Here is a 14641-nt window from a genome sequence, read left to right as displayed (position 1 = left end):
GCCGACCGTATACCGAAGGCGGCGACGTTAGGCCGTGATCCCATCCGGCACCAGGGCGGGGGCGGATTCAGAGGCTCGGGTCGGGAAAATCCTGCGCGTGCAGGCTCCAGATCGCCCGCCCGTCCTCCGCCGAGACGTAGACCGCATTGGCGCCGAGCTGCGTCAGATCGAGATCGATCCGCTTGGCCGCCGCCACCGCGTCCGAGTCATCCTTCGCCGCGAAGGCGTGCCGATACAGGTCGGGGCCGAGCATCCCGTTCGGTTCCCGGCGGATCGCCCGGAAGATGTATGTACGCATCAAGAGACCTGAAACGGTACCGTATCCGAGCCTGTAAAGCATTCACCGCTGAAGTGGATATGAGTTCAGCGGCGCAAGGAGCGGAGCATGAAAAGCTTTACGCTGCGTTTGCTCGGCACGAATGAGTCCACCAAACCGGCGAAAAGCAGTACCCGGCCCGGCCTGGGCGGCGGAGACCCGTGACGACATGTCCGGGTGCAGAACTGTCATTGATCCGGACAATCTCTGGACACGGCGCGTCACCGCAACATGTGTCGCTGCGGGCTATCGGGCTGCCCGACGATGAAGAGGCTGCAGCCGGGGTTGGGGGATTGAATGGCGTTGGCGTCTACGGCGGCCTCCGCCCTGCAGGATGCCGGATTCGTCGGGACTTGGGACACCGATGTCCTGGCCGGCCGATCCGTGCTCGACGCGGGTGCGGCCACCTTGTTGTCCGGGGATTCGAGCTTTGCCGGCAAGCCATTACCGCTGGATGTTGCCCTCGGGCGCATCCATCCCGAAGATCGCGGCTGGGTGTTCGACCGGATCCGCACGGTGCGCCGGACGGGCGGCCTGGTCTCGATGGAGTTCCGCGTCCTGAGCGAGGCCGGCCACGTTCGCTGGATCCTCAATCGCGGCCGCTTGGCGCCCGACTCCGTAGGCGCATTGCGAGGGCGCGGCGCCTATATCGACGTCACCGATCTCTATGCCGGCGCATCACCGGCCGCGAACGGGGACGATGCGGCCCAGGGCAAGCACCTGGAAGCCGCGGCCGACCAGTGCATCCGCGTCCATTCCGCGCTTGAGCGCTACGGCAACGCGAACCTCCAACTGATCTCGAGCATGCTGCTGCTCGGGATCGGCCGGGCGCTGGCGGGGCGGGATCCTTAGAGCCGTCCCCCTCTGGTGACGGCTCCAGGGATTGTGGTGTGACGCGCTGGCCGTCCGTCTTCGCTCAGGTCCGCCAGGGATGAGCCGGGAGTTCGGTCTGGCCAATGGCCCTGGCCCCGGCCTCCGCCACGATGTGATCGTTCTCGACTGTGGAGCCACTGACGCCGATCGCGCCCGACATGACCCCGTCGGCGTCGACGATCGGGATTCCGCCCGGGAATGTGATCAGCCCATCGTTGGAATGCTCGATGCCATAGAGCGGGCCGCCGGGCTGGGACAGCTGACCGATCTGGCCGGTCATCATCCCGAAGAACACCGAGGTCTTGGCCTTCTTCTGAGCGATGTCGATCGAGCCGACCCAGGCATCGTCCATGCGGTGGAACGCCTTCAGGTTGCCGCCGGAATCGACGACCGCGATGCACATCTGGGTGTCGAGCTCCTTGGCCTTCGCCCGTGCCGCGGCGATCGCGCGCTCGGCCTGCTCAATCGTGACGTGCATGATGCCTCCCTTGGTTGGCCCCGGAAATGCACAGGGTTGCGGGACGGTTCCAGCAGACCCGGGCATGACCCCGTTCCCATCGAGAAGGCCCGAGCGGACGACTCCGGTCAACTCCGGGCGCAGGCCCGTCATGGGTTCGACGTGGACGAACGACAGGCCGGGTACCCGCCTTGCACGGGGTCATGGGCACCCGGCCATGCGGTCGTACCGAAGCCGAAAGGGCAAGAGACCCCGGTACAACGGCGGGACCCGACTGCCCCCCACACCACGGCGGGGTGCGGGGAGACTCGATCGGGGTATGGCCCGCCGCAGATGGGCTGCGACGGCTGCGCTGTCACTGATACGATTGTACCGGTGCAGCCTGGGCGAACCTCACAAGCGCGTGAGGATGGTTCGCCTGGAGTCGGATCCGCCTCACGCCGTGCGCTCCCGGGCAGCCCGGATGCGGTCAAGGAGATCGGCCGCCAAGCTGGCCCGGGCCTCCGCGTTGGCGCACGCGTTCCGCCAAACCACGCGGCCCTGGCGCAGGATGATCCCATCCTCGGCCGGCATCGGCGGCAGGGGCCGGTCGGCTCGGATATCGGCCGCGACACCCTGGGGACCGCCGCTGAGCCGGGCCACACCCAGTCCACAGCAGGCGGCACGCAGCCGCGCCAGGGTGAACAGGGCCAGGACCGGTGCCGGGGCTGCGCCGAAGCGGTCCTCGACCTCGCCGGCCAGGGCCTCGATCGCCTCCCCGTCGCGCAGGCGCAGCAGACGCGTGTAGAGGCTCAAGCGGATCTCCGGCTCCGGGACGTAATCCTCCGGGATCCGGCTCGGCAGGCCGATCTCGATCTCCGGGCTCCAATCCTCCGCCGGCTCGCCCTTGGCGGCGGGGAGGGACAGCGGCAGCAGGTGCTGGTAGAGGCCGAGCCCGACCAGCTTGGCGTGACCGGCCTGATCCTCGCCGACGAGGTCGCCGGCGCCACGCAGGTCGAGGTCGCGGGCGCTGACCGCGAAGCCGGCGCCGAGCCGGTCCAGCGCCTCCAGCGCACGTAGGCGCTGCAGGGAAGCGGGCGGTGGCGGCGCGGCCGGATCGCTGAGCAGATGGACGACACCACGCCGCTGGCCACGGCCGACCCGACCGCGCAGCTGGTGGAGCTGCGCCAGCCCGAACCGGGCGGCCTCCCAGACCAGCATGGTGTTGGCCCGTGGCACGTCGAGCCCGCTCTCCACGATGGCGGTGGCGAGCAGCACGTCGCCGTCCCCGTCGGCGAAGCGGACCATGACCTCGTCCATGGCCGACGGCTTCAGGTCGCCATGCGCCACCAGCACGTCGAGGCCGGGCACGAGGCCACGCAGGCGCTCGGCCATGGGGGCGATGTCTTCGATGCGCGGGCAGACGACGAAGCTCTGGCCGCCGCGGCGATGCTCGCGGATCAGGGCCTCGCGCACCGCGTCGGCGTCGAGCGGCGCCACCACGGTCCGGACCGGCTGGCGCATCACCGGCGGCGTGGCGATCACGCTGAGGCTCTGGAGACCGACGAGCGCGGCCTGGAGCGTGCGCGGGATCGGGGTGGCGGTGAGCGTCAGCACGTGCCCGCCCTCGGCCAGGCGGCGCAGGTCCGCCTTCATCTTGGCGCCGAAGCGCTGCTCCTCGTCGATCACCGTCAGGCCGAGGTCGGAAAAGCGCACGCCGCGGGCGGCCAGCGCCTGGGTGCCGACCACGAGCCGGATCGTACCATCGGCGAGACCAGCCTTCACGCGCTTGGCCTCGGCCGGGGAGACCAGGCGCGAGAGTTGCGCGACCTCGATGCCGAAGCGACCGAACCGGCGGCGCAGGGTCTCGACGTGCTGGCGGGCCAGGACCGTGGTCGGGGCGATCAGCGCGGCCTGCTTGCCGGCAAAGACCGTCGCCGCGAGTGCCCGCAGCGCCACCGCGGGGTTGCCGAACCCGACATCGCCGCAGACGAGCCGATCCATCGGCCGGCCGGAGGCGAGATCGGCCATCAGCGCATCGACCGCGGCGGCCTGATCGGGGGTTGGGGCGAAGCCGAAACCGGCGGCGAACCGCTCCATCTCGCGGGCTGGCGGGGCCAGGATCGGGGCGTCGGTGTCTCGGCGGGCGCGGGCGGCGTCCAGCATCACGCGGGCGGTCCGCGCCATGGTGGCCTCGGCCTGCAGGCGGCGGCGGGCCCAGGTGCCGCCGTCGAGCTTGTCGAGGGTGACGGCATCCGGCTCCGGCCCGTAGCGCCAGATCCGATCGGCCTGGGTTACCGGCACCATCAGGATCGCGTCGCCGGCAAAGCGCAACCGCAGGGCCTCGGAGGGTTCGTCGTCCGTGCCGACGCCCTGGGGGCTCGCCACGGGCTCCAGCCCTTCGAACACGCACAGGCCGTGGTCGCGGTCGACCGCGACGTCGCCGGGACGCAGGTCGACCTCGCCCATTGGCAGGATCGCCCGGGCGGTGCCGGCCACCGCGGCGTCCGGCCCGAACAGGTCGGCCGCCGCGAACACGGTCGCGCCTCCGGCCGGGACCCGGAAGCCGGCTCCGATCGGCGCCTCCAGGGCGACGATGTCGCCCTGTAACGCCTCGGCCACGTCGGACCAGGCGTCGATCAGCCGGACGGGGCGCTCGGCGATCTTGCCGGCCTGGCGTACCAGGCGCCGGAGCGGCTGGCGCGAGCCGGCCAGCACGATCACGTCGCCGGCCTTCAGCCGCTCCCGCATCGACTTGGCGAAGGCGGTTTCCGGCCGGCGCTCTCGGGCGAACACCGGAATCTCGACCGGCTCGGCCGCGGCGTCCGTGGCCATGGCCCGGGTGCGCGCCGTCACGAGGTCCCGCCACGCCTTGGGCGCGAGGTAGAGGCCGGCGCCGCCATCCGGCCGGCCGCCGCGGGGCGCACGCCGGGCTCCGGCCTCGTCCATCTGCTCGTAGAAGGCATCGACCCGGGCCTGGGTGCCGTCCTCGACCACGAGACGGGCCTCAGGCACGTAATCCAGCAGGGTGACGAGGCGGGGATAATAGCGGTCCAGCCGATGCTCCTGCCCGGTGAAGGGCTCGAAGCTCTGGCCGGAATCCGGCGCCAGGATAACCTCCGTGGCCGGATCGATTACCAGATCCTCGACCTCGGCGACGGAGCGCTGCGAGATCGGGTCGTAGGAGCGGATGGCGGTGACCCGGCCCTCGGCGTGCTCGATCCGGCAAGGGCGCGGGGCTGCAGCGGGAAACACCTCGATGGTGCGGCCCCGGACGGCGATTTCGCCGGGCTCGTCGACCCGCTCGTCGAGGATGTAGCCGAGGCGCTGGCGGTCGGCGGTCACGGCGGCCACGTCGAGGGGGGCGCCGACCCGCAGGGTCACCCGGGCCGAGGCCCAGGTCTCGGGCGGGGGCACCCGCTGAATCAGCGCCGGGGCCGTCGTCAGGAGGAAGCCCGGCAGGGCGTCCCGGTCGGTCAGCCAGCGCATCGTGGCGGCCCGGGCACCCATCATGGCCCGCGACGGCGAGGCATGGTCCAGGGGCAGGCAATCCCATTCCGGGTAGACGGCGACGCGGGCCTCGGGGTCGAGGGCCTTGAGCGTCGCGGCCAGTTCCTCCAGCCGCCTGGCATCCCGGGCGACGTGGACCAGCGGCGCCGCATCCTCCGCCAGGCCCAGCAGCGCCACCGCCAGCGCGCCGGTCGGCATCAGCGGCGCGTCCTCGGTCTCCTGGTGGGCGACCGTCTTCGTCCTGCGCTTGGCCATGCTGATCCGAACCTGTCCCGGATGCTGCAAACGCCGGTCGACGGTCAGGGCTCCCGCCCGCCACCCTCCGATTCACAGACGCGATGCCGCATTCGAAAAGGCTTGCGTTCCGAATCCCATCCCTTCGGCTCAGGCCTCGTCCAGCCAGAGATCGCCGCTCGCCTGCGGGGCACGCAACACGTGGCGGGCGCCCTCGGTCAGCGCCCGGTCGGGACCGGGCTGGCGCAGGTAGGTAGCGAGATCCCGGGTCAGGCGCTCCAGCGGGTGGTCGCGCAGGAATCCCTGCAGGCCGACCGAGCGCTGGGCTAATTCCAAAAGGTCCAGCCCGGCGCGCTCGACCGCGAGGCGCGCGAGATTCACGTAGGCAATGATCCCGTCCGGATCGCCCTCCTCGCCCACGATCGCGGCTGCCCGCGCCACCCAGAGGCGCGCGGTCTCGGCGGCGATCACGCCCTCGCCGAGGCGTGCGAGCTGATGCGGGTCCTCGCCGCGACCGGTGGCGACGAGATGGCTGCGCCAGGCGTCGAGCACAGCCTGCAGGCCGCCCAGCTGGACTGCGAGGAAGCGCCAAGCGCCGCCCGAGAAATGCGGCTGCACCTGATAATCGTCGGGGGCACCGACCGGCGTGAAGCTTTCGGGGCCCAGCCCGGTGAAATCCACAGTTCCGGTGGCCGAAGCCCGCATCCCCTGCGCCCGCCAGGCGGAGAGGTCCGCCCGCTCGCCGGGTTCGAGGGCGACGACGATCATCTGCGAGCCGCCGGTCTCGGGTTGCGCGGTCACGAGGGCGCGGGTCACGAACCCGGCCCCCGACGCGAAGGTTTTCACGCCGTGCAGGACCCGGGTGCCTTCGGTGCCGGCGATCTTGAGGCCGTTGCCCGGCGGCTCGGTGTTCCAGACCCCGAACAGGTGGCCTTGCGCGGCATCGGCAAGCAGGTTGTTGCGCGCCTCGCCGCTGGCATACCGGGCGACGAGCTGAACGGCGTTGATATGCCCCTCGTAGACGCGCCCCAGCGCGAGACTGCCGGCGCCGATCTGCGTCAGCACGGCGCGCAGGATGGCTCCGTCCGGCTCCTCACCGAGGCCCGCGCCACCGGCGCGCCTCGGGACCGGCGCGGCCAGCAGGCCGACCCGGGCCAGCTCCGCCACATCCTCGGCCGGAAATCCGCCGTCGTGATCGTGGTGGCCGGCTCGACGCGCCGCGCCGGCCGCGACCTCGCGAGCCGCCGCAACCGGATCGCCACGGGTATGCCGGACGAGGTCGTCGAGTCTGAGGTCCACGCCCACTCCGGTCAAATTGCGTCTCAACGAGGAACCCGCGGCCACTCTGTTCGATACGCCGTGCGACCATACTGCACATCGTGACGGATTGGCGGTTGTGCCCAACACCCTGCGGCGCGTCGATCTGCACCGGATGAGCCGGCGCAAAGCGATGCTCGCGCGTTGTAGGAAGAACCGGCTTAACAAGCCGTCAGACCGCCGTTGATCGACTCGCCTGAGGGGTCGATTGACTTGGCGGGTCGGTGCCGTGGGATTTGACGCAGCCGTGTCGCGGAACGAGACCATGTCCTGCCCGTCGGGCTTCGAACGCCACCATCCCCAGCGCCTAGCGGCTCTGCGCAGCTACGCCATCCTCGACACCGCACCCGAACGCACCTTCGACGAGATCGCCCAGATGGCGGCCGCATCCTGCGGTACCGCGATGGCGCGGATCAGCTTTGCCGACGGCGACCGGCAATGGACCAAGGCCGCCTTCGGCCATGCGGCGCCGGACCGGCCCCTCGAGACCGGCTTCTGCACCCAGACCCTGGGCCAGGCGAGCACCCTGGTGCTGCCGGATTGCCTGGACGGCGCGGGCGAGCCGGACCTGCGCTTCTATGCCGGCGTGCGGCTCGCCACCCCGGAGGGCTGGTCCATTGGCACGCTCAGCGTCCTCGACCGGGAACCGCGCATCCTGACCGAGCAGCAGGTCTTCATTCTGGAGGCGCTTGGCCGGACCCTCATGAGCCTGCTGGAGAGCCGGCGTGCCGCGGCGGCCCGGCACCGGGACGAGGCGCTGCTCCAGTCTCGGGCGGACCACCTGGAGGCGCAGGTCGCCGCCCAGACCCGCGACCGCGACCGGGTCTGGAACCTGTCGCCGGTGCTGAAGCTCGTCACAGCCCGGGACGGGCAGATCCAGTCCGTGAACCCCTCCTGGAGCCGGGCGCTCGGCTGGTCCGAGGAGGAGACTCTGGGCCGGACCGCCATCGACTTCGTCGTCGCTTCGGAGCGCGAGGCGGCGCGGGCCGCTCTCAATCCCCTCTGCGAGGGCCGCCAGGCCGAGGATGTCGAGCTGTCGTGCACGACCCGGGACGGCGACCGCCGGCGGGTGCTCTGGACCGTCGTGCCGGAGGATGGGTTGTTCTACGGCTTCGGGCGCGACATCACCGAGCAGCGCCACGCCGAGGAGGCGCTGCGGCAATCGCAGAAGCTGGAAGCGATCGGCCAGCTCACGGGTGGCGTGGCCCACGATTTCAACAACCTGCTGACCATCATCCGCTCGTCGGTCGAGTTCCTGCGCCGGCCGGAGCTGGCCGAGGAGCGCAGGCGCCGCTACCTCGACGCGGTCTCCGACACGGTGGACCGCGCCGCCAAGCTCACTGGCCAGCTCCTCGCCTTCGCCCGGCGCCAAGCGCTCAAGCCCCAGGTCTTCGACATCTGCGAGCGCCTGCGCGGCATCGCCGACATGATCGATTCGGTCACCGGCGCCCGCATCCACGTCGAGACCGACCTGCCCGGCCGAGCCTGCTTCGTGCGAGCCGACGAGAGCCAGTTCGAGACGGCGCTGATCAACATGGCGGTGAACGCCCGCGACGCGATGGACGGGGAAGGCAGCCTGACCCTGCATCTCGAGAGCGGCCGCCCGATGCCACCGATTCGCGGGCATGCCGGCGCCCCGGGGCCGTTCGTGGCGGTGATGGTGGTCGATACCGGCGCCGGCATCCCCGCCCCGGATCTCGGGCGGATCTTCGAGCCGTTCTTCACGACCAAGGAGATCGGCAAGGGCACCGGGCTCGGGCTCAGCCAGGTCATCGGCTTCGCCAAGCAATCGGGCGGCGATATCGACGTGGCGAGCGAGCCCGGCCGGGGCACCCGCTTCACCCTCTACCTGCCGCAGGTCGAGGCCCCCACGACGGCCGCCGATCCCGGTCGCGACGACCGTCGGGAGGCGGAGCCGCAGCGGAGCCTGTGCATCCTGGTCGTGGAAGACAATCTCGGGGTCGGGCGCTTCTGCACCCAGATCCTGGAGGATCTTGGCCATGCGCCGATCTGGGCGAAATCCGCCGAAGAGGCGCTTGCCGAGTTGCAGCGGACCCCGGATCGCTTCGACGCGGTCTTTTCGGACGTGGTCATGCCGGGGATGGGCGGCGTCGCCCTCGCCCGGCAGCTCCAGCGCAGCCGTCCCGACCTGCCGGTGGTCCTGACCTCGGGCTACAGCCACGTCCTGGCGACCGACGACGCACATGGTTTCGCGCTGGTGCGCAAGCCGTATTCGGCCGAGCAGCTCGCCCAGGTGCTCTACGAGGCGACGCAGCGCCGGATCGGGCTGGGAACAAGGTCTCCCCTCTCCGGTTGACGCGATGCAGCACGGCGACGGCGTTGCCGTGCTGCTGCCCCTCGTGGGCGTTTCCTCCCAAGACTTCGGGCCGCTCTTTCGGGGGCGGTCCTTTTTTTGTTCCAGGCCTTTCGTAGCCCTGACGGAAAACAACGCAGGCTGCGGCGAAAGGTTCTCAAGAATCTCTCATAGTGGTCGGCCTCACGGGCCGGAATCCGATCCGGCCTCCAGCGCCAGCAGGGCGAAGGTCGCGAGCCAATGCTCGCCCATGTAATCGCCGGTCACATGCGGGAGAGCGGCCTCCAGATGCGCCTCGGCCGCGGTCGCGAGCGACTGGCGACGGGGATCGTCCGGATCCAGGGCGGCGGCGAGGGCCCGGAAGCACCAGGCCCGGCTGAGGTTCAGCCCGTCGAGATGGGCGATCTTGCCGTCGCTGCGGTCGGTCACGGTGGCGGGCCGGAACAGGGTCGTGGGCCGCCCCACCGTGAGATCCGGCAGGAACCGGTCGAACCAGGGCCGGAACCGGTCCGCCGGCAGGAGCCGGCGGAGGCATTCGGCCTCGATCAGCGCGGAGGACAGGAAATCGTCGCCCCCGGGCTCGCCCCAGGCGGGGCAATCCGTATCCGCCCCGTACCAGCGCTCGGCGGTGCCCAGCAGCAGGTCGGACAGCGCCGCGTCCGGCGCCCCCTCGGCGTAATCGGCCGCCAGCCGAAGCGCGAAGGCGGTGTTGAAATGCGTGCCGACCCGCACCGGATACGGTGCGACCGGGAGGAAATCCCGGACCCGCTGCACGATCATCCCGGTGAGCGGCGCGAGGGCCTCGGCCCAGCGACGCTCGGGCAGGCGCGACAGTTCATCGGCGAGCTTCAAGAGCCAGGCCCAGCCATAGGGCCGCTCGTAACCCCGGGCGGTCGGAGCGGCGAAATAGGCGCATTCCCCCGCCACCTTGTCGGGCACCAACTGCGCATCGAGATGCGCGCGGATCGCCCCGGCCTGTGGGCCACCGGGGAAGCGCCGCAGCACCCGCGCCAGCAGCCAGTATCCGTGGACGCAGGAATGCCAATCGTAGCTGCCGTGGAAGACCGGGTGCAGGGCCGCGGGGGTCCGCGCATCCTCGGGTCCGGCCAGGACGTGGCCGGGCTTGTTGGGATATTCCCGGGTGACGTGGCTGAGGGCGACCGCCGCGAACTGGGCGCCGATGTCGGGGGTGAGCACGTTCGGCATCGAGGTCTCCAGATTACGGGCCGCTCCCAACGCGGCACCGGACGCTTTGCCGGCGCAGTCCGAGACGGTTATCGCAAGCCCGGCCGGCCGGGCAGTCCGCCGGCCCGGCCTCATCGGGACTTTCCATGCGCCGTGCGCTGATCGCCGCCCTTGTCGTTACGCTCGCGATGCCGGCCGCGGCGGCGCCGGACCCCAGCCGGGACGTGCTGTGGGCCGCGCTGAAGACCTGCGTGCTCGCCAAGCGGATCGCCGACCGGACGTTTCCGTGCCTGTCGGTCGATCTCGGCGACAAGGACCATCCCGGCTCGGCGGTTCTGCGCGCGCCCGGCGAGCCGACCCACATCGTGGTGATGCCCACCGACACTGTGGCCGGGCTCGAAGCTCCGGTTCTGCGCGGGCCGCGCGGGGCCGCCTATTGGCGGGCGGCGCTGGCGGCACGCCCGTTCGTGTCGGACGCCTTGAAGGGCAAGCTGCCGCCCGAGGCGGTGGGGCTCGCAGTCAACTCCGCCCGGGGGCGGAGCCAGGACCAGCTCCACATCCATCTCGACTGCCTGAAGCCGAGCGTGCTGGCCGCCGTGAAGGCGCATGGCCGCCAGATCCGCGGGACCTGGACCCGCTTCCCGGTGCCGCTCGCCGGGGATCGCTACCACGCGATGCGGGTGCCGGCCGCCGAGGCCGAACGCTTCAACCCGTTCGCGGCTCTGCGCACCCTCCCGGGTCCCCGGCCGGACCTGCACCGGACGAGCTTTGCGGCTCTCGCCACGCCGCCGGGCGATCCAGAGCCGGGTTTCCTGCTGCTGGCCTACCGGGCGCCGAGCGCCAGCGCCGAGGACGTGATGGACCATGGCTGCGCCATCGCCTCGGTCCGCGGCGGCGCCTGAGGCAAGGCCCTAACCGGCCCCCTTCGGCGGCGGCAGCGCGTCGGTGAGCTGGCGCAAGAAGCCCCGCACCGCCCGGGGCAGCCGCCGGTCGCGCATGGCCTGGACCTGGATACCCCGGGCCAGGCTCGCCCGGGCGCGGATCGGCAGGCTGACCAGCGCGTTCAGGTCCACCGGCGTCCGCACCGACAAAGCCGACATCAGCGCGAGACCGCGGGAATTGCGCACGAACGGCAGCAGGGAGGCCAGGTTGTTGGCGGTCAGCACCGGCTCGACCACGATCCCCTCGTGCAGGCAGGCCGCGTCGAACACCTGCCGCAGGGTCGTATCCCGGGTCGACAGGGCGACCGGATAGTTCGGCAGATCGGAGAGCTGCACGAGCTTCGCCCGTGCCAGGGGATGGTCGGGCGCCGCCAGCGCCCGCATGTCGACCTCCCCGTCATACAGCACCTCGACCTGGGTGGTCGGTGCGAGCGCGAAGGTGATGCCGAGATCGGCCTCGCCCGCCGCCACCATCTGCGTCACCTGGGCGGGGGGCAGCACCGTCACCTCGAAGCGAAGTCCGGGATGGGCCGCGTGGAAGGACGCCACGGCGTTCGGCACGATGTCGAGGGCGAACCCCTCGGAACTCGCCACCCGGATCAGGCCCCGGGCCAAGCCCTGCAACTCGCCGATCTCCGCAACGACCTGCTCGGACCGAATCAGCATCTGATGCGCGTGCTGAGCCAGGAGCTCACCGGCCGGGCTCGGCACCATGCCGCGCGGGCGCCGCTCGAACAGAACGCAATCGAGCTCGGCCTCCAGGTTGGCGACCTGCCGGCTGATCGCTGAGGCGGCGACGTTGAGCTGGGCCGAGGCCGCCGCGATCGAGCCGGTTCGGGCGACCGTCAGGAAGTAGCGCAGCCCCGTAATCTGCATTATTCCGCCTCAAGACGACTTATCGCGCATCTCCGTTGCCGAAACGGCAAGGCATCGCTCGCTAAATTCTACTTGTTGCGATCCCAGATGCACAACATCATGGCAGGGTGAAAAAGGCGGCAGTCGCGGAATTACTCCGGGCACCCTGCCGCTCCGCCGTCGGAGACGGAGTCGACATGCCGATACGGACGATCACCTGTGCCGCTTCCCTGGCAGCGTGCCTGACCGCCCTGGTCGCAGCGAGCCCGGCCCTCGCCAGCAAGGCCGACGACACCCTGGTCTACGCGTCCGACAGTGAACCCGAGAACGTCAGCCCCTATCACAACAGCGCCCGCGAGGGCGTCGTGCTGGCCCGCAACTGCTGGGATACGCTGCTGTGGCGGGATCCGGCGGACGGCACCTACAAGCCGATGCTGGCCACTGCCTGGACTTGGACCGACGACACCACCCTCGACCTGACGATCCGCGAGGGCGTGACCTTCCACAACGGCGACCCGCTCGGGCCGGAGGACGTCGCCTTCACGTTCAACTACGTGCTGACGCCCGAGGCCCGCACCGTCACCCGCCAGAACATCGACTGGATGAAGTCGGTGGAGGTCACCGGCCCGCACAGCGTGCGGATCCATCTCAAGGCGCCATTCCCGGCGGCGCTCGAATACCTCGCCGGCCCGACCCCGATCTTCCCGGCTTCCTATTTTAAGAAAGTCGGCCTCGACGGCTTCGCTAAGGCGCCGGTGGGCAGCGGCCCGTACAAGATCACCAAGGTCGATAGCGGCCGCGGCGTCACCATGGAGCGCTTCGCCCAGTACTGGGCCGGCAGCCCGCTCGGGAAGCCGAAGATCGGCAAGCTGCAGTTCCGGGTCATCCCGGACGGCGAGAGCCGGATGGCCGAGCTGATGACCGGCGGCGTCGACTGGATCTGGCGGGTGCCGAGCGATCAGGCCGAGCAGTTGCGCGCGGCGCCCAACATCACCGTGCTGAATTCCGAGACGATGCGGGTCGGCTTCCTGCAGTTCGACACGCTTGGCCGCGCCAAGGAGAACTCGCCGCTCAAGGACGTGCGGGTCCGGCAGGCGATCTCCTACGCCATCGATCGCAAGGCGATGGTCGACAACCTCGTGCGCGGCGCCTCGCGGGTGATGAACGCGCTCTGCTTCGTCGACCAGTTCGGCTGCACCGACCAGGGGGTGATGCGCTATCCCTACGATCCGGCCAAGGCGAAGGCGCTGCTGAAAGAAGCCGGCTACGCGAACGGGTTCGAGATCGATCTCGGCGCCTATCGCGAGCGGGACTATGCCGAGGCGGTAATCGGCTATCTCGGGGCGGTCGGCATCAAGGTGCGGCTCAACTACCTGCGCTATGCGGCGTTCCGGGATTCCCTGCGGGCCGGCAAGATCTCGATCGGCTACCAGACCTGGGGCTCGTTCTCGGTCAACGACGTCTCGGCCTTCGACGGGGTCTATTTCCGCGGCGGCGAGGAAGACCTGACCAAGGATCCCCAGGTGATCGCCGACCTGCAGGCAGGCGACGGCTCCACCGACCCGGAGAAGCGCAAGGCTGCCTACGCCAAGGCGCTCCAGCGGATCGCCGGAGAGGCCTACGCCCTGCCGATGTTCTCCTATGCGACCAACTACGCCTTCACGTCGGACCTGAGCTTCACCGCCCAGCCGGACGAGGTGCCGCGCTTCTACGCGGCGTCCTGGAAGTAAGGGGGCGGCACCGTGCTGGCCTTCACGCTCCGGCGCATCCTGGTCGCCCTTGCGGTGGCGTTCACGGTCTCGGTGGCGAGCTTCATGCTGCTCCACCTCTCGGGGGACCTCGCCACGGCCATCGCCGGGCCGGAGGCCACGGGGCCCCAGATCGTGCAGATCCGCAAGGATTACGGCCTGGACCAGCCGCTGCTGGCCCAGTTCCTCGCCTGGGCCTGGAAGGCGCTGCACCTCGATTTCGGCAATTCTTTCTACTTCCGCGAGCGGGTGATCGACCTACTGGCGGCCCGCTTGCCGATCACCCTCTATCTCGGTGTGATCGCCCTTGCGGTGGCTCTGTTCGTGGCGGTGCCGCTTGGGGTGATCGCCGCGGTCAAGCGCGATACCTGGATCGACCGGCTCGCCCTGTCGATCTCGGTACTCGGCCAGGCGATGCCGAGCTTCTGGTTCGGGCTGACCCTGATCCTGATTTTCTCCGTCAACCTCCGCTGGCTGCCGGTCTCCGGCAACGCGAGCTGGAAGAACTTCGTCCTGCCCGCGGTGGCGCTCGGCTACTACGCCATGCCGGCGGTGATGCGGCTCACCCGCAACGGCATGCTCGAGGTGCTGGCCTCCGATTACGTCCGCACCGCCCGGGCCAAGGGACTGCCGCCGCGAAAAATCCTGGTGCGACATGCGCTCCGCAACGCCGTGATCCCGGTGATTGCCCTGGCGGCGGTGCAGTTCGGCTTCATGCTCGGCGGCTCGATCGTGATCGAGGCGGTGTTCTCGCTCCAGGGGCTCGGCCAGCTCGCCTGGGAGTCCATCGCCCGCAATGACTTCCCGGTGGTCCAGGCGATCGTGCTGGTTCTGGCGATGATCTACATCGCCCTGACGCTCGCGGCCGACCTGCTGAACGCCTTCCTCGATCCGCGCCTGCGCCAATCGTGA

General features: G+C 70.3%; 11 protein-coding genes. 5 read left to right on the top strand and 6 right to left on the bottom strand.

Annotated elements, in window-relative coordinates:
- Nucleotides 1-67: 67 nt before the first annotated feature.
- Nucleotides 68-298 (bottom strand): hypothetical protein, encoded by a 231-nt coding sequence (locus AO398_RS04330; RefSeq protein ID WP_058190801.1) that lies wholly within the window; start codon nucleotides 296-298, stop codon nucleotides 68-70.
- A 315-nt stretch (nucleotides 299-613) separates the two neighbouring features.
- Here AO398_RS04330 and AO398_RS04325 point away from each other — a divergent pair, with 315 nt between their 5' ends.
- Nucleotides 614-1168: a PAS domain-containing protein gene (locus AO398_RS04325; protein WP_058190800.1), complete on the top strand. Its 555-nt coding sequence runs from the start codon at nucleotides 614-616 to the stop codon at nucleotides 1166-1168.
- Nucleotides 1169-1232: 64 nt separating this feature from the next.
- Here the strand turns inward: AO398_RS04325 and AO398_RS04320 are convergent, their stop codons facing one another.
- From AO398_RS04320 to AO398_RS04310, 3 genes are all read right to left on the bottom strand, one after another.
- The gene (locus AO398_RS04320; RefSeq protein ID WP_058190799.1) at nucleotides 1233-1667 is read right to left on the bottom strand and encodes a heme-binding protein; all 435 of its coding nucleotides are present in this window, start codon (nucleotides 1665-1667) and stop codon (nucleotides 1233-1235) included.
- Nucleotides 1668-2081: 414 nt separating this feature from the next.
- Nucleotides 2082-5390 (bottom strand): helicase-related protein, encoded by a 3309-nt coding sequence (locus AO398_RS04315; protein WP_201025706.1) that lies wholly within the window; start codon nucleotides 5388-5390, stop codon nucleotides 2082-2084.
- A 129-nt stretch (nucleotides 5391-5519) separates the two neighbouring features.
- Nucleotides 5520-6668, bottom strand: coding sequence for an acyl-CoA dehydrogenase family protein (locus AO398_RS04310; protein ID WP_058190798.1), 1149 nt, complete (start codon nucleotides 6666-6668; stop codon nucleotides 5520-5522).
- 283 nt (nucleotides 6669-6951) lie between these two features.
- On the opposite strand from AO398_RS04310, the gene AO398_RS04305 reads away from it, so the two are divergent.
- On the top strand, nucleotides 6952-9003 hold the full coding sequence (locus tag AO398_RS04305) for an ATP-binding protein (protein WP_058190797.1): 2052 nt from the start codon (nucleotides 6952-6954) through the stop codon (nucleotides 9001-9003).
- A 180-nt stretch (nucleotides 9004-9183) separates the two neighbouring features.
- Here the strand turns inward: AO398_RS04305 and AO398_RS04300 are convergent, their stop codons facing one another.
- A complete protein-coding gene (locus AO398_RS04300) occupies nucleotides 9184-10206 on the bottom strand; it encodes a DUF2891 domain-containing protein (protein WP_058190796.1) in 1023 nt (340 codons plus the stop codon).
- A gap of 125 nt (nucleotides 10207-10331) precedes the next feature.
- On the opposite strand from AO398_RS04300, the gene AO398_RS04295 reads away from it, so the two are divergent.
- Nucleotides 10332-11087, top strand: coding sequence for a CDP-diacylglycerol diphosphatase (locus tag AO398_RS04295; RefSeq protein ID WP_058190795.1), 756 nt, complete (start codon nucleotides 10332-10334; stop codon nucleotides 11085-11087).
- A gap of 9 nt (nucleotides 11088-11096) precedes the next feature.
- On the opposite strand, the gene AO398_RS04290 is transcribed toward AO398_RS04295, so the two are convergent.
- Complete coding sequence (locus tag AO398_RS04290; RefSeq protein WP_058190794.1) at nucleotides 11097-12002, bottom strand: LysR family transcriptional regulator; 906 nt, start codon at nucleotides 12000-12002, stop codon at nucleotides 11097-11099.
- A gap of 176 nt (nucleotides 12003-12178) precedes the next feature.
- Here AO398_RS04290 and AO398_RS04285 point away from each other — a divergent pair, with 176 nt between their 5' ends.
- Nucleotides 12179-13711 carry an ABC transporter substrate-binding protein gene (locus AO398_RS04285; protein ID WP_058190793.1) on the top strand — a complete coding sequence of 511 codons (1533 nt, stop codon included), beginning with the start codon at nucleotides 12179-12181 and terminating at the stop codon, nucleotides 13709-13711.
- Between the two features lie 12 nt (nucleotides 13712-13723).
- A complete protein-coding gene (locus AO398_RS04280; RefSeq protein ID WP_058190792.1) occupies nucleotides 13724-14641 on the top strand; it encodes an ABC transporter permease in 918 nt (305 codons plus the stop codon).

It is taken from the genome of Methylobacterium sp. GXS13 (assembly GCF_001455965.1).
In the GTDB taxonomy this organism is placed as follows: Bacteria; Pseudomonadota; Alphaproteobacteria; order Rhizobiales; family Beijerinckiaceae; genus Methylobacterium.
The sequence above is the reverse complement of the archived record's forward strand: the minus strand, read 5'-3'. Positions and strand labels throughout refer to the sequence as shown.

Excerpts from the sequence above, each read along its gene's own strand:
- AO398_RS04285 (WP_058190793.1), top strand. The coding sequence starts at position 12,179 with ATGCCGATACGGACGATCACCTGTGCCGCTTCCCTGGCAGCGTGCCTG.
- AO398_RS04330 (WP_058190801.1), bottom strand. The coding sequence starts at position 298 with ATGCGTACATACATCTTCCGGGCGATCCGCCGGGAACCGAACGGGATG.
- AO398_RS04300 (WP_058190796.1), bottom strand. The coding sequence starts at position 10,206 with ATGCCGAACGTGCTCACCCCCGACATCGGCGCCCAGTTCGCGGCGGTC.
- AO398_RS04315 (WP_201025706.1), bottom strand. The coding sequence starts at position 5,390 with ATGGCCAAGCGCAGGACGAAGACGGTCGCCCACCAGGAGACCGAGGAC.
- AO398_RS04305 (WP_058190797.1), top strand. The coding sequence starts at position 6,952 with ATGTCCTGCCCGTCGGGCTTCGAACGCCACCATCCCCAGCGCCTAGCG.
- AO398_RS04290 (WP_058190794.1), bottom strand. The coding sequence starts at position 12,002 with ATGCAGATTACGGGGCTGCGCTACTTCCTGACGGTCGCCCGAACCGGC.
- AO398_RS04295 (WP_058190795.1), top strand. The coding sequence starts at position 10,332 with ATGCGCCGTGCGCTGATCGCCGCCCTTGTCGTTACGCTCGCGATGCCG.
- AO398_RS04320 (WP_058190799.1), bottom strand. The coding sequence starts at position 1,667 with ATGCACGTCACGATTGAGCAGGCCGAGCGCGCGATCGCCGCGGCACGG.
- AO398_RS04325 (WP_058190800.1), top strand. The coding sequence starts at position 614 with ATGGCGTTGGCGTCTACGGCGGCCTCCGCCCTGCAGGATGCCGGATTC.